Origin of the sequence: Actinomycetospora lutea (assembly GCF_028737205.1) — a bacterium.
Taxonomy (GTDB): Bacteria; Actinomycetota; Actinomycetes; order Mycobacteriales; family Pseudonocardiaceae; genus Actinomycetospora; species Actinomycetospora lutea.
The window spans coordinates 120,178-137,767 of sequence record NZ_JAQZAL010000014.1; the positions used below are offsets into that span (position 1 = coordinate 120,178).

18 protein-coding genes are annotated in these 17,590 nt (G+C 75.3%); 8 read left to right on the top strand and 10 right to left on the bottom strand.

From position 1 onward, the window contains the following. Position 1 precedes the first annotated feature (1 nt). From PHK61_RS16875 to PHK61_RS16885, 3 genes are read right to left on the bottom strand one after another with little or no spacing between them, the layout of a single operon-like run. The gene (locus PHK61_RS16875; RefSeq protein WP_274282156.1) at positions 2 to 1,573 is read right to left on the bottom strand and encodes an amino acid adenylation domain-containing protein; all 1,572 of its coding nucleotides are present in this window, start codon (positions 1,571 to 1,573) and stop codon (positions 2 to 4) included. Continuing rightward, positions 1,570 to 2,583 carry an LLM class flavin-dependent oxidoreductase gene (locus tag PHK61_RS16880; RefSeq protein WP_274282157.1) on the bottom strand — a complete coding sequence of 338 codons (1,014 nt, stop codon included), beginning with the start codon at positions 2,581 to 2,583 and terminating at the stop codon, positions 1,570 to 1,572. Before PHK61_RS16880 ends, PHK61_RS16875 begins: the two co-directional genes overlap by 4 nt. Then, positions 2,580 to 4,331: a carbamoyltransferase family protein gene (locus PHK61_RS16885; RefSeq protein ID WP_274282158.1), complete on the bottom strand. Its 1,752-nt coding sequence runs from the start codon at positions 4,329 to 4,331 to the stop codon at positions 2,580 to 2,582. The genes PHK61_RS16880 and PHK61_RS16885 overlap by 4 nt, the downstream gene beginning before the upstream one ends. Positions 4,332 to 4,533: 202 nt before the next feature. Between PHK61_RS16885 and PHK61_RS16890 the strand changes: the two genes are divergently transcribed. Continuing rightward, positions 4,534 to 6,186 carry an ABC-ATPase domain-containing protein gene (locus PHK61_RS16890; protein WP_274282159.1) on the top strand — a complete coding sequence of 551 codons (1,653 nt, stop codon included), beginning with the start codon at positions 4,534 to 4,536 and terminating at the stop codon, positions 6,184 to 6,186. A 43-nt stretch (positions 6,187 to 6,229) separates the two neighbouring features. On the opposite strand, the gene PHK61_RS16895 is transcribed toward PHK61_RS16890, so the two are convergent. Next, the gene (locus PHK61_RS16895; protein ID WP_274282160.1) at positions 6,230 to 6,739 is read right to left on the bottom strand and encodes a L,D-transpeptidase; all 510 of its coding nucleotides are present in this window, start codon (positions 6,737 to 6,739) and stop codon (positions 6,230 to 6,232) included. 224 nt (positions 6,740 to 6,963) lie between these two features. Here PHK61_RS16895 and ligD point away from each other — a divergent pair, with 224 nt between their 5' ends. After that, positions 6,964 to 7,941 carry a non-homologous end-joining DNA ligase gene (ligD, locus tag PHK61_RS16900; protein ID WP_274282161.1) on the top strand — a complete coding sequence of 326 codons (978 nt, stop codon included), beginning with the start codon at positions 6,964 to 6,966 and terminating at the stop codon, positions 7,939 to 7,941. On the opposite strand, the gene PHK61_RS16905 is transcribed toward ligD, so the two are convergent. Next, positions 7,942 to 8,679: a putative protein N(5)-glutamine methyltransferase gene (locus PHK61_RS16905; RefSeq protein WP_274282162.1), complete on the bottom strand. Its 738-nt coding sequence runs from the start codon at positions 8,677 to 8,679 to the stop codon at positions 7,942 to 7,944. After that, entirely contained in the window at positions 8,676 to 9,548 is an 873-nt protein-coding gene (locus PHK61_RS16910) for a beta-keto acid cleavage family enzyme (RefSeq protein WP_274282163.1), read from the bottom strand. Before PHK61_RS16910 ends, PHK61_RS16905 begins: the two co-directional genes overlap by 4 nt. Before the next feature lie 51 nt (positions 9,549 to 9,599). On the opposite strand from PHK61_RS16910, the gene PHK61_RS16915 reads away from it, so the two are divergent. Together PHK61_RS16915 and PHK61_RS16920 are read left to right on the top strand one after the other, a co-directional pair. Continuing rightward, positions 9,600 to 10,268, top strand: coding sequence for an RraA family protein (locus PHK61_RS16915; protein ID WP_274282164.1), 669 nt, complete (start codon positions 9,600 to 9,602; stop codon positions 10,266 to 10,268). After that, complete coding sequence (locus PHK61_RS16920; RefSeq protein ID WP_274282165.1) at positions 10,268 to 11,011, top strand: SDR family oxidoreductase; 744 nt, start codon at positions 10,268 to 10,270, stop codon at positions 11,009 to 11,011. The genes PHK61_RS16915 and PHK61_RS16920 overlap by 1 nt, the downstream gene beginning before the upstream one ends. A gap of 45 nt (positions 11,012 to 11,056) precedes the next feature. Here PHK61_RS16920 and PHK61_RS16925 read toward each other — a convergent pair whose 3' ends face one another. Genes PHK61_RS16925 through PHK61_RS16935 form a run of 3 tightly spaced genes read right to left on the bottom strand, consistent with a single transcriptional unit; the run spans position 11,057 to position 14,030 of the window. Next, positions 11,057 to 12,655: a metallophosphoesterase family protein gene (locus tag PHK61_RS16925; RefSeq protein WP_274282166.1), complete on the bottom strand. Its 1,599-nt coding sequence runs from the start codon at positions 12,653 to 12,655 to the stop codon at positions 11,057 to 11,059. Between the two features lie 20 nt (positions 12,656 to 12,675). Beyond that, positions 12,676 to 13,563, bottom strand: a complete 888-nt coding sequence (gene bla, locus PHK61_RS16930; protein WP_274282167.1) for a class A beta-lactamase — start codon at positions 13,561 to 13,563, stop codon at positions 12,676 to 12,678. Further along, the gene (locus PHK61_RS16935; protein WP_274282168.1) at positions 13,560 to 14,030 is read right to left on the bottom strand and encodes a pyridoxamine 5'-phosphate oxidase family protein; all 471 of its coding nucleotides are present in this window, start codon (positions 14,028 to 14,030) and stop codon (positions 13,560 to 13,562) included. Before PHK61_RS16935 ends, bla begins: the two co-directional genes overlap by 4 nt. A gap of 157 nt (positions 14,031 to 14,187) precedes the next feature. Between PHK61_RS16935 and PHK61_RS16940 the strand changes: the two genes are divergently transcribed. Both PHK61_RS16940 and PHK61_RS16945 read left to right on the top strand, forming a co-directional pair. Beyond that, positions 14,188 to 14,736: an HdeD family acid-resistance protein gene (locus PHK61_RS16940; RefSeq protein WP_274282169.1), complete on the top strand. Its 549-nt coding sequence runs from the start codon at positions 14,188 to 14,190 to the stop codon at positions 14,734 to 14,736. Positions 14,737 to 14,743: 7 nt separating this feature from the next. Continuing rightward, complete coding sequence (locus PHK61_RS16945) at positions 14,744 to 15,544, top strand: hypothetical protein (protein ID WP_274282170.1); 801 nt, start codon at positions 14,744 to 14,746, stop codon at positions 15,542 to 15,544. Positions 15,545 to 15,560: 16 nt separating this feature from the next. On the opposite strand, the gene PHK61_RS16950 is transcribed toward PHK61_RS16945, so the two are convergent. Further along, the gene (locus tag PHK61_RS16950; protein ID WP_274282171.1) at positions 15,561 to 15,731 is read right to left on the bottom strand and encodes a hypothetical protein; all 171 of its coding nucleotides are present in this window, start codon (positions 15,729 to 15,731) and stop codon (positions 15,561 to 15,563) included. A 222-nt stretch (positions 15,732 to 15,953) separates the two neighbouring features. On the opposite strand from PHK61_RS16950, the gene PHK61_RS16955 reads away from it, so the two are divergent. Together PHK61_RS16955 and PHK61_RS16960 are read left to right on the top strand one after the other, a co-directional pair. Next, positions 15,954 to 17,027 (top strand): alkaline phosphatase family protein, encoded by a 1,074-nt coding sequence (locus PHK61_RS16955; RefSeq protein WP_274282215.1) that lies wholly within the window; start codon positions 15,954 to 15,956, stop codon positions 17,025 to 17,027. 17 nt (positions 17,028 to 17,044) lie between these two features. Beyond that, positions 17,045 to 17,569 (top strand): formaldehyde-activating enzyme, encoded by a 525-nt coding sequence (locus PHK61_RS16960; RefSeq protein ID WP_274282172.1) that lies wholly within the window; start codon positions 17,045 to 17,047, stop codon positions 17,567 to 17,569. Positions 17,570 to 17,590 lie beyond the last annotated feature (21 nt).

Genomic DNA, 17,590 nt, shown 5'->3' on the forward strand with positions numbered 1-17,590 from the left:
GTCAGCGTCCTCCTGTCACGGCGCCGACGGGGGCGAAGTGCTTCCGCAGGGCCGGCCGGTCGATCTTCCCGTTGACGTTGTGGGGCAGGTCGTCCATCTCGGCCCAGCGCGCCGGGACCATGTACTTCGGGACGAGCTCACCGATCCGCCGGCGCACGTCGGCGGCGGGCAGCACGTGTCCCTCGGCCACCGAGTACGCGCAGCAGATCGTGGTGCCCTCGAACCCGCCGGTCTCGACGCCGACGACGGCGAGCTCGCGGATCCCCGACACCGTTGCCAGCGCCGCCTCGATCTCCCCGAGCTCGATGCGGTACCCGCGGCTCTTGATCTGCGAGTCGGCGCGGCCCAGGAAGTGGACGACGCCCTCGCCGTCGACCCGGGCGAGGTCGCCGGTGCGGTAGAGCCGCTCGCCGGAGGGGTCCGGGCGGAACGCGGCCGTCGTCTTCTCCGGGGCGCGCCAGTAGCCCGGCGACAGCCCGGCCCCGCCGATCCAGAGATCGCCGACCTCACCCGCGGGGAGCGGCGCCATCGCCTCGTCGAGGACCCGGAGCTCCTCGCCGTCGCACGCCCGCCCGATCGGCACCGGCACCGTCTCGTCGGCGGGGACCTCGGGCACGTCGTAGAAGCTCGACGCGATCGTCGCCTCGGTCGGCCCGTAGAGGTTGGTGAAACGGACGTGCGGCAGCTTGCGCATCCAGTGCGCGAGCACCGGCGTCGGCAGCACCTCGCCGCACCACAGGAGGCGCTCGAGCGCGGGGAAATCGTCCTGGGCGACGGCGTCGAAGCGCGCCAGGTAGGTCAGCACGCTGGGCACCGAGAACCACTGCGTCAGCGCTCGGTCACGGATGAACGACGCCGTGGCGCGCGGGTCGACCCCGAGCGTCGCCGGGACCAGGTGCAGCTCCGCACCGGCCGCCAGCGTCGCGTAGATGTCGAAGGTCGACAGGTCGAAGTGCAGCGGCGGGTGCCCGGAGATCCGGTCGCCGGGCCGCGTGCCGAAGTGCTTCAGCGCCCAGTCGACGAAGGCGATCACCGTGTCGTGGGTGATCATCACGCCCTTGGGCACGCCGGTGGAGCCCGACGTGAAGAGCAGGTGCGCCAGGTCGACCGGCGCGACGCCGGGGGTGCCGGCCGAGGCGCCGAGCAGGTCGGCGCGCGTGAACGCGACGTCGTCCTGGGCGTCGAGCGCGCCGATCGTCGGGTACGGTCCGGGCAGCTCGGCGAGCACCTCGTCGAGCAGCGGGCGCGAGGCGGCGTCGACGAGCACGACCTCGGGCTCGGCGGCGCCGACGATGCGCGCCACCCGCGACGCCGGGCCGGCCGGGTCGATCGGCACGTACGCGCCGCCGGCCCGGAGCGTCCCGATCAGCGCCGCGATCGTCCACGGCGACTTCTCGGCGAGCACGCCGACCCGCGCGCCGGGGGTCAGGCCCCGGTCGAGCAGCACGTGGGCGATGCGGTTGACCGCGCCGTCGAGCTCCGCGTAGCTCATCACCTCGTCGGTTCCGACGATCGCGGTGCGATCGGCGTGGCGGTCGACCGCGGCGGCGAGGAGATCCTGCAGGTGCCTCATGCGCCGACCGCCGCGGTGGCCCGGGTGAACACCTCGCCGGCGTGGCCGAGCTCCTCGGCGTCCGGCGGGATGTCGAGCACGAACACCTCGACACCGCGCTCGAGGTAGCGCGCGACCTCGGCGGCGACGCGGTCGTGCGACCCGACCAGGTAGGGGCAGAACGACTGGTAGTTCTCGAACGGTCCGAGCCAGTAGGGCTCGGGCTCGGCGCCCAGCTCGGCCGACGGCGTGGGGGCCTTGGTCCGGCGCGCCAGCTGGTGGTGCCAGTGCGAGTCCGTCACGCGCATGGCCATCGCGTGCGCGACCTGCCCGGTGCGGTCGGCGGGGAAGCGCTCGTGCGCCACCCGCCAGGCCTCGTCGGCGTCGTCGCGGGCGATGATCCCCATCCGCACGCCGCCGCCGCTCGGGGCGTCGGCGGGGTCGGTCTCGGCCAGCGGCTCCGGGTAGCGGATCGGGGTGGCCCCGATCTCGGCGGCCGCGGCCCGCCCGGCGGGCGACGACCCGGAGATCAGCACCTCGGGCATCAGCTCCGGCGGGCACGCCGGGGCCAGCTTGAGGTTCTGCACCTGGTGCCACCGGCCCTCGCGGGTCACGGTCTCCCCGCGGAGCAGGCTGGTGAGGATCTGCGTGTACTCGACGGTGCGCGTGTAGCGGTCGTCGTGCTCGGTGTCGTCACCGAGCGCCACGAGGTCGTTCTTGAACCCGCCCGCGAGCATGTTCAGGTGCACCGACCGGCCGTGCAGACAGGCCAGCGAGGACACCATCGACGCCGCGGTGTACGGGTGCATGTACACCGGCTGGACGGCCACGAGCGGGGCGAGCCGCTCGGTCGCCGCGATCGCCGTCTGCGACACCAGCCACGGGTCGGCGATGCTGTTGTCGGTGTAGACGAGCATGCCCGCGCAGCCCGCCTCCTCGCTCCAGCGCGCCGTCGCCGCCACGGCCGCGAGGTACTCGCCGGGGGCGACGTCCTTGGACTGGGGGCAGGTCGAGTAGACCGTGAGGCTCATGCCTTGGTGCCTTCCACCACGAAGCCCTCGATGTAGAGCCGATCGAGCGCGATGCCGGCGAAGGTGTCGATCGCCGTCACCGGGTCCATGATCAGCGGCTGGCCCTTGACGTTGAACGAGGTGTTGACGGTGACGCCGGCACCGGTGCGGTCGCGCACCTTGCCGAGCAGGCGGTGGAAGCCCGGTGCGAGGTCGGGCCGCACGGTCTGGATGCGGGCCGAGTCGTCGGCGTGCACGATCCCGTCCACGGTGCGGCGCGCCTCGGGCCGCACGTGGGCTGTGCAGAGCATGTAGCGGTCCGGCTCGAAGCCGTGCGTGACGAACAGCCGGTCGACGTCCTCGTCGAGCACCGCCGGGGCGAAAGGCCGGAACGCCTCGCGGAACTTCACCGCGCCGTTGATCCGGTCCTTGATCCGGTTGCCGTCCGGCCGGGCCAGGATCGAGCGGTTGCCCAGCGCGCGCGGTCCGAACTCCATGCGCCCGGAGAACCACGCGATGATCCGGTCGTCGGCGATGTCGTCGGCGGCGGCCGCGAAGTACTCGTCGGTGGCGCCGACGTGGCGCCAGGTGAGGTCAGGGCGTGCCTCGAGGGCCGCCTGCACCTGGTCCTCGGTGTACTGCGGGCCGAGGTACGGGTCGAACGGGCCGGTGGCCGTCACCGGGTCGCCCTCGGCGCGGGCAGCGGACCAGGCCGCGCCGAGCGCCGTGCCGTCGTCGCCGGAGGCGGGCTGGACGAACATGCCCTCCAGGCCCGGCAGGTCGGCGATCGACTGGTTGGACTTGCAGTTGAGGAACGTGCCGCCGGCCAGGCAGAGGTGGCGCTCGCCCGTGCGCTCGAGCCAGTGCCCGACGAGCTCGACCAGCACCGTCGTGAGGCGCTCCTGCAGCGACGCGGCGAAGTCGGCCTCGTCGCGCTGGATGGACCCGTCGGGCTCCGACGGGGTGAAGGCGGCCTCGGCGAGGAAGGCGCGGGCGTGGGGGTAGCCCTGCTCGGGCTCCGCGAGGGCGCCCGCCGGCCAGTCGATGACCACCGCGCCGCGGTCGGCGTCGAAGCGGGCGAGCTTCTCGAACACCGGGCGGAAGCGCTCCGGGTCGCCGTAGGGCGCGAGACCCATGACCTTGTACTCGTCGGAGTTGAACTGGAAGCCCAGGAACCGCGTCGCGATCGAGTACAGGATGCCCAGCGACGTCGCGATGGGCTGCGTGTGGAGCACCTCGAGTTCCCCGCCGGTGGCGCGGTAGACCGACAGCGACTCGGTCTCGCCCATGCCGTCGCTGACCACGACCAGCGCCGAGTCGAAGCCGCTGGGTGCCAGGGCGGACTCCGCGTGCGCGACGTGGTGGCGCACCGGACGGAAGCGCTCGGCGACACGGGTCCAGCCTGCGGCGGTGAGTCCGTCGACGACGGTCGCGCTCGCGTAGACCTCGTCGAACGGTGCTCCGGTGATCTCGAAGGCGCGGCGGTGACGGTCGTAGTCGAAGCCGTGGGCGATGACGTCGACGTCGTCGGCGGAGACCCCCGCCTCGCGCAGGACGTAGTCGATGGCGTGCACCGGCAGCGCGCCGGTGCCCTTGTCGCCGGTGAACCGCTCCTCGCTCGCCGCCGCGACGAGTCGGCCGTCGACGACGACGGCCGCCGCGCTGTCCAGCCCTTGGCAGATGCGCTCGTCGAGCTTCGAGATGCCGGGGTGCGAGCGACGGAGGTGGTCCTGGGAGTGCGGAAGGCCGGACAGGCCGAGGACGATCACGGTGGTGCTTCCCCCCGAGGGTCGGCGGCGCAGATCGACTGCGCCGACGGTGCACTGCGTCGGTGTCGGGTCTCGTCCACTATGGCGGGCGCAACTCCGGGGCTGCACAGCGGGGTCGCGACAGGGAAGATGATCGGTTCTTCCTGGAACGGCCCAGGTCGCAGGGGGTTGTCAGCTGTCGCCGATGGGCACATTGCGATCGATGTCTCGTCGCGACGATCTCTCCGCCACCCTGCGTTCCCTCGAAGGAGCGAGCTACGGGCGCTACAAGTCGCTGTCGGGCCGCTGGGACGTCGGGGGCGTGGGCCTCGAGGTGCTGCGCGTCCAGGCCGACCCGTTCGCGCCGCCGAGCCGGGTGCGGCTGACGGTCACGGACGCGGGCCTGCCCGCCGACCTGTACGCCACCGCCGACCGGCGCCGCGCCCTCGCCGCGTTCCTGCTGCGCGGGCTGCGCCGGGCGCTGCGCGGCACGCCGGTGCACGTCGACGCGGGCGGGCCCGAGGTGCTCGACCGCACGGCCGGCACGGTGGGCGAGGACGGCGTCGTGGTGGTCGAGGTCGGCGTCCCGTTCCCGGGGCCCAAGCGCCGCATCCTCGGGCGCGAGGCCGCCACGCTGCTGGGGGACACGCTGCCGGCCGCGGCCCGCGAGGCGATCGCCGGGGCCGACCACGACGCGGCGCGGGCGTTCGTCGAGACCGTCGAGGACGCCGTGGCGCTGCGGGCGGCGCTGGCCGGGCGCGGGCTGGTCGCGTTCGTCGCCGACGGGGCCGTGCTGCCGCGGCGCAGCGGGGTCGACGACCGGCCGCTCGACGGCGCGACCCCGTTCGGGGGCCCGGCGGAGCTGCGGGTGACGCTCACCGCGCCCAACGCCGGGGAGGTGAGCGGCCTCGGGGTGCCCGAGGGCGTCACGCTCATCGTCGGCGGTGGCTACCACGGCAAGTCGACGCTGCTGCGCGCGCTGGAGGCCGGCGTGTACGACCACGTGCCCGGCGACGGGCGCGAGCAGGTGGTCACCCGGCCCGACGCCGTCAAGCTGCGCGCCGAGGACGGGCGGGCGGTGATCCACGACGACGTGTCGGCGTTCGTCGCGCACCTGCCCTCCGGCGAGCCGACCGACGACTTCTCGACCACCAACGCGTCGGGGTCCACGAGCCAGGCCGCGTCGACGGTCGAGGCGGTGGAGGCGGGCGCGGACGTGCTGCTCATCGACGAGGACACCTCGGCGACCAACATGATGATCCGCGACGCCCGGATGCAGCAGCTGATCGCGACCGAGCCGCTGGTGCCGTTCGTCGAGCGGGTGCGCCCGCTGCACGCCGAGCACGGGGTGTCGACGGTGCTGGTGATGGGCGGGTCGGGCGACTATCTCGGCGTCGCCGACACCGTGATCATGATGGACGCGTACCGCGCGTCGGACGTCACGGCGCGCGCCCACGAGATCGCCGCCGCCGGGCCGCCGCGGACCGTCGAGCACACCGGCTTCCCGGCGGTCACACCGCGCGTCGTGGACCCGGGCTCGCTCGACCCGACGGCGAAGGGCAAGCGCCGGGTGACCGCCCGCGGCCGCGACACGCTGACCTTCGGCGCCGACGACATCGACCTGTCCGCGGTCGAGCAGATCACCGACCGCTCGCAGGTCGCGGGCATCGGGCGGGCGCTGGCCCTGCTCGGGGACGGCGTGCTCGACGGCACGATCACCCTGGCCGAGGGGCTGGACCTGCTCGACGCCGAGCTCGACCGCGGCGGCCTGGAGGCGCTGCTCGACGGGCGGTCCGAGGACCTCGCCCGCCCCCGCCGCCACGAGGTCGCCGCCGCCCTCAACCGCCTGCGGTCCCTGCGGCTGAAGGGCATGTGAGCGAACTTCGGGGTGATAGCCCCGAAGTTCGCTCACATGGGCGTCACGGGACGATCTGGACCCGGTCGTAGACGTTGAGGTTGTTGTAGAACGCCTGGGCGTCGGGGTCGGCCATGCGCACGCAGCCGGCCGACTGGCGCGACGGGTCGCCGCCGTGGAACGCGCGGCCGTTGTCGTCGAAGAACACCGACCAGGGCATCCGCGCGTTGTTGAACTCCTTGGAGAGGTGGACCTCCTCCTTGCGCTGCACGGCGAAGAAGCCCAGCGGGGTCTCGTTGCCCGGCGCGCCGTGGTTCATCCGGACCGGGCCACGGATGATGTTGCCCTGGCCGTCGCTCAGCCACGCCTCGTTCGTCGAGAGGCGGGCGCAGGCCTTGACGTTGTCCTCGCACGGCATGGCCGCCTTCGGCGCGGCCACCGCGACGGCGCCCACGCCGCCGAGGCCCGCGACCGCGACGAGGCCGAGGACGATCGCGGCGACGCGGCCGCCCACCCGTCGCCGGGCGCGCTCGCGCGTCTCCGGGGTGATGCCCATCCACGTGTGCCGACCCACCGTGCTCCTCTCGACCGGTCGCGCCGTCCCCGCGGCGCCTCCCTCTCAACGGCAGCGGGGGTGCCACGGACGAGTGGTCTGTCCGGGTGGTCCCTCGGGGTGACGCTCCGCGTGCGTTCCGTCGCGGAGCGTCCTGCCGGGCGGGGACTCTCTCATCCCGATCAGTGGGGTCGCGGACCCCCCGCCGCCTTGCCCGAGGCGGTCCTGAGCAGGAAAGTGACGCCGTGGCGGGAAAGGGATCCGGCGGGCGGGACGCGGGCGAGGAGCGCGCCGGCGTGGCGCTGACCAACCTCGATCAGGAACTGTTCGCCGGCGCCGGGGTGACCAAGCGCGCGCTCGTCGACTACCTCGACCGCATGGCGCCGCGGATGCTCCCCGCGCTCGCCGGGCGCCCGCTGTCGGTCGTGCGGGCGCTGCGCGGGCAGAAGCCGTTCATGCAGAAGAACGTCCCGAAGTACGCGCCGGACTTCGTGCGCACGGTGTCGTTCTGGGCCGAGAGCTCCCACCGGGAGGTCGCCTACGCCCTGTGCGACGACCTGCCGACGCTGCTGTGGTTCGCCAACCAGCGGGCGATCGAGTACCACCCGACGCTCGTGCGGGCGGACGCGATGGACGTCCCCGAGCACCTGGTGCTCGACCTCGACCCGCCGGAGGGCGCCGGGTTCGACGCCGTCGTCGCCGCCGCGCGCCTCGTGCGCCGCGCGCTCGACGACGCCGGCCTGCGGGGCGTCGTGAAGACCACCGGCGCCAAGGGCGTGCACATCCTGGTCCCGCTCGCCCCCGGTCCGACCCACGAGGACGTCGCCGGCGCCACCCGCGCGCTCGCCGTGCGCACCGAGCGCCTCGACCCGGACATCGCGACCACGGCGTTCATCCGCGCCGACCGCGGCGGCAAGGTCTTCGTCGACCCCACCCGCGCGGGCGGCTCGACGATCGCGTCGGTCTACAGCCCGCGGGTACGCCCCGGCCTGCCGGTGTCGTTCCCGGTCTCCTGGGACGAGCTGGGCACCGTGGTCCCGGCGGAGATCACCGTCGCGACCGCGCCGGAGCGCCCGGACCCGTGGGCCGACGCCGACGCCCGCCCGGCGCCGCAGGCACTCCCCGAGGAGCTCGTCGCCGAGGGCCGCACGATCCCCGTGGCCCGCGTGCAGGCCATGCACGAGGGCAAGCGCCGCAAGCGCGCGGCGGAGAAGGGCGAGTGATCACCGCACCCCGGCGACCACCGTCGCGTCGTGCTCCTCGTCGCGGGCGACCGACGCCGTGAACCCCGCCGCGGCGAGCGCGTCGCGGGCGAGGTCGCCCTGGTGCCCGGCGCACTCGACGAGCAGGTGACCGCCGGGCCGCAGCCACCCCGGTGCCTGCGCCGCGAGCCGCCGCACGACGTCCACCCCGTCCCCGCCGCCGTCCAGGGCCGCGCGCGGCTCGTGCTCGCGCGCCTCCGGGGGCATGGCGGCGACGGCGTCGCTCGGCACGTACGGCGTGCTCGCGACGACGAGGTCGACCCGCCCGGCGAGCGACGCGGGCAACGCGGCGAGCAGGTCACCGGCGTGCACGCCTGCCGCGCCCGGCAGGTTCGCGCGGGCGCAGGCCACGGCGGCGGGGTCGACGTCGGCGGCGTGCAGCACGAGCCCCGGGCGGGCCGCCTGCAGCGCCGCCCCGATCGCCCCGGTGCCGCAGCAGACGTCGGCGACCGTCTCGCGGCCGCGCAGCAGGGCCAGCGCGCGCCCGACCAGGAACTCGCTGCGCCGCCGCGGCACGAAGACCCCGGGGGCGACCGCCACCCGCAGGCCCGCGAACTCCGCCCACCCCAGCACCTGCTCCAGCGGCTCGCCGGCCACCCGGCGGGCGACGGCGGACTCCGGCGCGCCCGCCAGCAGCGCCGCCTCCTCCTCGGCGAACACGCACCCGGCCGCCCGCAGGCGGGCCACCAGGGAGCTCACAGCCCGAGGATCCCGCGGGTCTCGGCGATCGTCGCCGGGCGCCGGCCCAGGTCCGCGAGCAGCGCCACGACCTCGTCGACGAGCGCGGTGTTCGTCGGCGTCGACGGGCCCGCGTGGTCCTCGAGCCCGACGCGCACGTGCCCGCCGCGGAGCACCGCGGTCTCGGCGAGCCCGCAGGCGACGACGTCGCCGCCCAGGACCGCGACCGACCACGGCAGGCCGCTCGGCTCGAGCATCTCGAGGTAGGCCTCGAGCGCCGTGGTCGTCGGGGGCAGCCCGAACTCCAGCTCGCCGCCGAAGTAGAGCTTGACGATCGCGCCGCGCGGCACGCGCCCGTGCCGGTGCAGGGTCAGCGCCACCCGCAGGAAGCTCGGGTCGAAGATCGAGATCGACGGGCCGGTGCCGTGATGCGCGCAGCGGGCGAACATGTGCTCGGTGTCGGCCAGGCTGTTCTGGTACGGGCCTGGGGCGGCGGCCTCGGCGATGGCGCCGTCGCTGGTCAGGCCCAGGTTCACCGAGCCGGGGTCGACGAGCGAGAGCCCGCCGAGCCCGCGGCGGGCGAGCTCCTCGTGGTGCGCCCAGCGGGTCTCGATCGGGATCCCGCGGGCCCCGGCGGCCATCGTCGCGTAGAGCAGCAGGTCCGGGTACTGCGCGAGCACCGGCGACCAGGCCTCGACGTACGGCTCGACGGCGTGCACGCCGTCCGGCACGAACATCGCCTCGTGGTGGTCGTGCGCGATGCTCGCCCCCCGCGCCACGCAGGCGAGCATCTCGTCGGCCACCTCGGCCGGGGTCAGCGGCACGTGCGGGTTCACCGAGCGCGGGGTGGCGCCGTTGACGGCGACCTCGAGGATCACGGGGGAGGGCACGGACGTCGAGGATGGTCGCCCCGGAGGCGCGCGTCGAGGATCATCCGTCCCGTGGATCCCCTCACCGCCGAGGAGCTCGGCCGGGTGCGCGCCCTCGCGACCTCCTCGCTGTGCGACGCCGACAAGACCATCCTCCTGCCCGACCCCGCGATCCGGGCGATGGTGCCCGAGGTGCGGATGGCCGGGCCCGCGGTGACGGTCGTCGCCCCCGACGACCACCTCCCCGTGCTCCTCGCCGCGGGGCAGGCCCCGCCGGGCTCGGTCCTCGTGGTCGTCAACCCGCGGGGCGCCCGCGCCGTCGCCGGCGAGCTGGTGACCGCCGAGGCACGCCGCAGCGGGCTGGCCGGGGTCGTGATCGACGGGTTCTGCCGCGACGTCGCCGGGCTGCGCCGGATGGGGCTGCCGGTGTTCGCGCGCGGCTCGACGCCCGCCTCGGGCAGCGCCCGCGACCCGCGCGGGCTCGACGAGGGCCCGGTCGCGCTCGGCGGGGTGCCGGTGCGGCCCGGCGACCTCGTGCTGGGCGACGACGACGGGCTCGCCGTGGCCACGCCCGACCAGCTGCGCGCCGCCCTCGCGGGGGCCGAGGAGGTCGAGCGCGCCGAGGCGGCGGTGCTCGCCGGGATGGGGGAGGGTCGCGGCCTGGCCGAGCACACGAACCTCGCCGAGCACCGCGCCGCGCGCGCCGAGGGCCGGGACTCGTCGCTGCGGTTCCTCGTCTGATGGGGGCGGTCCTCCTCGTCACCGGGGGCAGCCGCGGGATCGGCGCCGCCGTCGTCGCCCGGGCCGCGGCGGCCGGGTGGGACGTCTGCCTGACCTACCGCAGCGACGAGGACGCGGCGCAGGCCGTCGCCGCCCGCGCCCGCGAGGCCGGGGTGACGGCGAGCGCGGTGCGCGCGGACGTGGCGGTCGAGGCCGACGTCGAGGCCGCGTTCGCGGCGGCGGACGCGCTCGGGCCGCTCGGCGGGGTCGTCGTCAACGCCGGCGTGGTGGTGCCGAGGTCGCGCGTCGACGCGATGTCGGCCGCCCGGGTCGCCGAGATGCTCGCGATCAACGTGGTCGGCGCCGTCGTCTCCTGCCGCGAGGCGGTGCGGCGGCTCTCGACCGCGCACGGCGGTCCGGGCGGGTCGATCGTGCTCGTGGGGTCGGCGGCGTCGCGGCTGGGCGCGCCGGGGGAGTACGTCGACTACGCGGCGTCCAAGGCCGCGGTCGACACCCTCGGGCTCGGGCTGGCCAAGGAGGTCGCCGACGAGGGCGTGCGGGTCAACGTCGTGCGGCCGGGGATCGTCGACACCGACATCCACGCCTCCGGCGGGCAACCCGACCGCGTGGAACGCATCGGCCCGATGGTGCCCGTGGGCCGAGCCGGCACGGCCGACGAGGTCGCGGCGGCGGTCGCGTTCCTGCTCTCCGACGAGGCGTCCTACTGCACGGGCAGCGTCCTCGACGTCGCCGGCGGACGGTGAGCGCGAGTCCCCTCCCGTGCTCGCCCCGGTCCCGAGCGGGGACGGTCAGGGACGCAGCACGATCGGTTCGTCGACCAGGTGCGCCTCGACCGGGGTCGTCGGGGTCCAGCGCGGCGTCGCCCCGGGGGACCACCGCCAGTGCCGCGGCACCCGCTCGACGCCCAGCGCGTAGATCGTCAGCGTCCCGTCGTCGGCGATCCGCAGGCGCAGGAAGCCCTTGTGGTCCTCGATGCTCTGCGCGGCGAAGAGCTCGTTGCGGTTGGCCCCGCGGGCGGCGAGCAGCAGGAACGTCGAGAGCACCAGGCTGGACAGCAGGCCCGCGGCCAGCACGACGAGCACGGTGGCGAGCGGGTCGTCCAGCCGGACGGCGACGACGGTCGCGGCGATCGCCACCGCCAGCTCCGGGATCGTCAGCGCGAGTCCGAGACCGACCCGGCGCAGGCGTCCCGCGCGCTGCGGCACGACGAACGCGTACGACCCGCCCGCGACGGCGAGACCCGCGATCACCGAGACCGCGGGCACCCCGAGCACCCATGGCACGATCACCAGCGCCGGCAGCAGCACGAGCAGGGGCAGGAGCAGGCCGTTGCGCAGCGGCAGCCGCCACAGCACCTTGAAGGCCTCGGCGCGCGAGGTCCTCTCGGTGGGGAAGGTGTGCGGGCCCCGGACGTAGCGATGCGTGCCGGTGGCGCGCTCGGTCCCGGGGGCGGCGAGGTCGGTGGTGACGTCGAGCGCGGCGGGCAGGAAGTGCGTCGGCGAGGTGTAGGCCCCGCCGTGCCCGGCCGTGACGAGCACCTGCTCCTGCTCGGGGTGCTCGAGGGTGTAGACGGCGTAGTGGTGGGTGTCGCCGGTCAGCACGAGCCGCACGGGCAGGTCCCGCCCGCCGAGGACCTCGCGCAGGAAGAAGGCGAGCCGGTCCATCGAGCGGTCGTCGCCGTCCTGCGCGCCGTACCAGGCCGGTGCCGCGGTGACCAGCACGATCCGGTCGCCGTCCGGGATGATCGAGACGACCTCGCGGAACCACTCGAGCTGGGTGGCGTCGATGTAGGTGTCGAGCTGGATGTCGATCGCGAGCACCCACCACCCGCGCGGCAGGGCCAGCGCGAAGTACGAGCGGCGCTGGTCGGTGTCCCACCCCGCGAGGTGCCGCCCCTGGCAGAACACCCGCAGGAACGCGGTCAGGCCGTCGTACCAGTCGTGGTTGCCGGGGATCGCGTAGACGGTCGGCGGCTCCTCCTCCGGGGCCCGGACGAACTGCTCCTGCAGCGGGCTCTCGAGGCGCTGCTCGTAGGCGAGGGTCCCGGCCACCGGGTAGACCTCGTCGCCGCCCATCAGCAGCACCCGCCCGCGCGGGAGCACATGCCCGTCGACGGTGAGCTCCGGGGCGCCGAGCAGGGTCGCGACCGTGGCCATGGCGCGGAACCCGTCGCCGGTGTCGCAGAGGAAGTCGACCCAGAAGTCCTCGCCCTCGGCCGCGTCGTGGACCGACACGCCCTGCGCGAAGGTCGTCCCCGACATGACGTCGCGCTTGTCGGCGTAGGCCGCGACGGTGCTGCCGAGCACCACCGTGACGCCGGTGCGGATCAGCTCGGTCGGCGAGAGCCAGCGCACCGCCGGGAGCGTGACCGGCTCGCTGTCCCCCATGTCCCGCACCGTAGTGCCGATCAGAGGGCGGCCGCGGCGATCCGCGTGGCGTCGGCGATCGTGGCGCGGCCGTTCGTGCTGGCCGGGTCGGCGGGGCTGGTGAACACGGCGATCACCCACGGTGCCCGGCCCGGCGGCCGGACCACCGCGACGTCGTTGTTCTCGCCCTGCGCGCCCGAGCCGGTCTTGTCCCCGACGCGCCAGTCGCGGGGCAGCGCGGCCCGGATCTGCTCGGTGCCGGTGACGGCCCCGACCATCCAGCCGGTGAGCCGCTCGCGCCCGGCCGGGTCGAGGGCGTCACCGAGGACCAGCGCCCGCAGGTCGGCCACCATGGCCGCCGGGGTGCTGGTGTCGCGCTCGTCGCCGGGCGCGGTCTCGTTGAGCCCGGGCTCGAGGCGGTCCAGGCGCGTCGTCGGGTCGCCGAGGGTGCGGACGTAGGCGGTGGTCGCCGCCGGCCCGCCGAGCAGGCCGGTCAGCAGGTTGGCCGCGGTGTTGTCGCTGACGACGATCGCCGCCTCGCACAGGGCGGCCACGGTCATCCCGGTGTCGACGGAGCGCTCGGTCGTCGGCGCGTAGGAGAGCAGGTCGGCGCGGGTGTAGCGGATCGTGCGGTCCAGCAGGCCGGGCTGGGTGCGGGCGCGGTCGAGCACCGCCGCGACCATGAGGACCTTCGCGGTCGAGCACATCAGCGCCCGCTCGTCGGCGCGGTGGGCCACGGCCCGCCCGCTGCCGGTGTCGACGGCGAGCAGCCCGATCCGCCGCCCCGAGCGCTGCTCGAGCCCGGCGAGGGCCATCGGCGGTTCGGACATCGTCCGGGGCCCCGGCTCGGGAGGGGGTGTGCTGCCCGGCGCGCACCCGGCCAGCACGGTGAGGCCGGCCCCGACCAGCGCGGTGCGGCGGGTGATCACCCGCGGGAGGGTAGCGACCGGTACTCGAGGCCGGCGCTCGTGCTGCGCCACGCCACGAACCGGTCGAGCGTGACCACGATCGGCAGCGAGAACGTCATCAGCCAGGCGTCGAGCGGCTGGTCACCGAGCATCGGCGCGTACTTGCGCCCGAACGCGTCGAGCGCCTTCTCGACCTTGCCGAACTCCGAGAGCCGGGCGTGCCCGCTGCCGGTGACGACGTCGGTGCCCTGCCCGGCGGTGTCGAGGGCGACCGTGACGAGGTCGTGGGTGCGCAGGTGGCCGACCTTGGCGGTGTCGGGACGGCTGAAGATCGTCACCTTGGGGTCGTCCCACGCGAACCACACGGGCACCGTGTGCGGCCGCCCGTCGGCGGCCACCGTGCCCAGCCAGATCACCGCCTCGCTCGCCAGGCGCTGGGCCGCGTGGGCGTCGCCGGGGACGGCGGGATCGAGCAGCGGAGTGGCCACGACGCGGACCTCACCACGCCCACACACCGGCGGCAAGGAGCGGGGCGGGCGCCCGCGACGGGTGATCTCCGGACCCGCGGCCGGATGTCCTCTCGACACGGGGCGCCGTCGGCGATTCGATGTGCCTGATCAGCGGTGTGGCGGGAGGGGATCTGGGATGGCCAGCGCACTCAGTGGGGCGGGCGTCCGCCGGGAGTCCGGCGGATGGGGCTGGGTCCTCGCCTCGGGGATCATCGGGGTGCTGCTCGGCATCATCGCGCTGTTCCGGCCGGGCCTCGCGCTCCTCGGCGTGGCCTTCGCGCTGGGCATCGGCCTGATCATCCAGGGCGCCCTCGAGATCGGTGTCGCCTGGCGCGCGGACACCGGCTCGACGGGACGCGGGTGGCTCGCCGCCTTCGGCGTCCTCGCGCTCGTGGCGGGTGTCCTGGTGCTCTTCCAGCCCGGCGGCGGCATCCTCGTGCTCGTCTGGGGCCTGATCCTCTGGTTCGTCGTCGCGGGCGTGCACGACCTGCTCGTCGGCTTCTCGGAGCGCGATCACCGGTGGTGGAACATCGGGCTCGGCGCGCTGAGCCTCGTGGTCGCGTTCGTCCTGCTCGTGTCGCCCGGCACCGCCGTCGGGACGCTCGCCATCTTCATCGCGCTCGGCTTCCTGTTCCGCGGCGCGATGGACATCGGTCTCGCCCTGAGCATGCGCCGCGACGCATGATGAGGCGATGGACGCGCGCGAGGCCGTCGGGCACCGCTACGGCGAGCACCTGACCGACCGCGACCTCCTGGCCCTCGCCGACGGCGAGCCGAGCCGGGTCGCTCCTCTGCGCCGTCGTCCCGAGCTGCTGCTCGACCTGCTCGACCGCCCGGCGGTGGCCGACGCCGTGCTCGCCGCGCGCCGCGACGAGAGCGGGCGCTTCCGCCACGTCTCGCCGTTCCTCGTGTTCGCCGCAGCGGTCCACCGGACGGGCGGCGCGCTGGTCGGGCGCCTGCACACCCCGGACCGGACCGCCCCGCGGACCCGGGTGCCGATCTTCGACGCGCCGGTGCTCGCCGCCTTCGCGACCGAGCCCGAGCACCGCCTGCACCTCGCCGAACTGCTCGCCTCGTACTCCCGGCCGGCCTCGGGGATCGTGTGGCGCCGCGACGAGTGGGGCCGGCGCGCCGAGCGCTGGGACGAGCTCGACCTCCCGGCCCTCGCGCGCCTGCTCACCGCCGTGCCGGCCGACCAGCAGGCCGGGGTGTGGCGCCGGATCGGCGACGGCGCGCTGTTCCTGGCCGGCGTCTTCCCCGAGCACGCCGAGCGCACGCTCGCCGGTCCGGGCCTGGCGCGGCTCGCCGGGTCGGGCGAGGGGCCGGTGACCGAGCTCCTCGAGCAGCTGGCCGGGCGGGCGTACGCGCAGGTCGGCGCCGCGGTGCCCGCGGGGGTGGCGGCGTCGCCGCAGCTCGCGCGCCGCTTCCTCGCCCTCGTCGCCGAGCGCCACCTCTTCGGTGCGTCGGGCGGACTGCTCGCGGCGGGCGTCTGAGCCCGGCGGGTGCGCGTCAGGCCTCGGGCGAGAGCCGCGGCGCCGGCACGGTCGCGGAGTGCGCGCGGTCCGGGTGCGCCGGGCCCGCCCACCGGCACGCGAAGACGTCCCAGTAGCAGGTCCGGTCGTGCACGTGACCGCGCCGCGTCCCGCGGGCGGCGGGTCGGGTCGGGGCGTCGACGCTCATGGTGGGCCTCCTCCGGTCACCGAGAGTCCCGACGGTGACAGGGAGTGCGTGTCAGCGCCAGTAGTCATCACTCGAACGGCCCAACGTATTCGGCACGCGGTGTGCTCGTGGGTACGCACCGTCGACGGTTCCGCGGCTCGGCGTCCGCGGGACAGAATGCGGCGCGTGGAGGCCGCCGAGCTCGTCCTGCCCGATCCGTCCCGTCCCGGGCTGCACGACGTCATGCCGGCGCTGCTCGACGCGGTGACCGGCGGACCCGCGCGCCTCGGGCTCCCGCCGGTGCGCGCGGCCGCCCTGCTGCTCGTCGACGGGCTGGGGCACCGCCTGCTGCACGAGCACGCGGCGGACGCGCCGTTCCTCGCCGCGATGGCCGACCACGGGCCGCTGCTCGTCGGCTTCCCGAGCAGCACGTCGATCAGCGTGACCTCGCTGGGCACCGGCCTGCCGCCGGGCACCCACGGCACGCTCGGCATCCGCTTCCGGGTCGACGGCACCCTGCTCGACTCGCTGACCTGGACCAGCGACGCCGGCGACGCGAGCGAGCTCCTGCCCCCGGAGACCGTGCAGCCCCACCCCACGGTCTTCGAGCGCGCCGTGGCCCGCGACGTCGGCGCCACCGTCGTGTCCGCCCGCGCCTTCCGCGGGTCCGGACTGACACGCTCGGCGCTGCGGGGCGCGCACTACCGCGGGGTGGGCGCGTTCGGCGACCTCGCCGCCGAGCTGCTCGACGCCCTCGGCCGCCCGGGGCCCCAGCTCGTCTACGCCTACCACGCCGACCTCGACCAGCTCGGCCACCTGCACGGCCCGGGCTCGGCGGCCTGGCGCTGGCAGCTGCGCGCGATCGACCGGCTCGTCGAGCAGCTCGTCGCCGAGCTCCCCGCCGGCACCCTGCTGGCCGTCACCGGGGACCACGGGATGGTCACCGTCGATCGCCGCCACGACGCCGACACCGACCCCGACCTGCGCGCCGGGGTGGCCCTGGTCGGCGGCGACCCGCGCGCCCGCCTCGTCTACGCCGCCGACGGCGCCGCCGACGACGTGCTCGCCACCTGGCGCGGCGTGCTCGGCGAGGACGCGTGGGTGCTGTCCGGCGCGGAGGTGGTGGAGCGCGGCTGGTTCGGCCCGCTCGACGACCGGGTACGCCCGCGCATCCCCGACGTCGTGGCCGCGCTGCGCGGGAGTGCCGCGGTGGTGCGCACCGAGGGCGAGCGCCTGCTCTCCCGCCTGCCGGGCCAGCACGGTTCGCTGACCGGGGACGAGCACGTGGTGCCGCTGCTGGCCGCGGCGCGCACCTGAGACGGGAGGGGGCCACCGTGCCGGGACTCGACGGCCGCATCAGCCAGGGATGGGGCGGGACGCCACCCGACGGCGTGCACGTCAACGTCGTGCTCGCCGAGCGCGCGTCGCCCACGGCCGCCGCGCTGACCACGGCGTTCGCGTCCCCGGGCCCCGGGTTCGCGCCGATCCTCGTCAGCCTCGGGCCCGACCAGCCGTCGTACGAGACGCTGCTCCCGCCGACGATCATGCTCAACAAGATCCCCACCGACAGCCGCGAGCTGGAGAGCCTGGTGTTCGGGGCGTGCCAGGTCGGGGTGGCGCGGGGCGTGCTCGACGCGGTCGCCGCCGAGCTGCTCGCCCCCGACCAGGAGACCCTGGTGTTCGTGTCGGTGTGGATCGACGCCAGCGCCGGCGACGAGGACGCGGTGTGCCGCGCGGCCCGGGAGGCGACGAGCCGCGCCGTCGCCGAGGCCGTGCAGGGCAGGCCCCGCGAGCACGCCCGCCGCCTGGTCGACGAGCGCGACACCGTGACCCACCCCGCGTACGGCGGCCGCGCCTGACCGATGAGTCCTCCCGTCTCG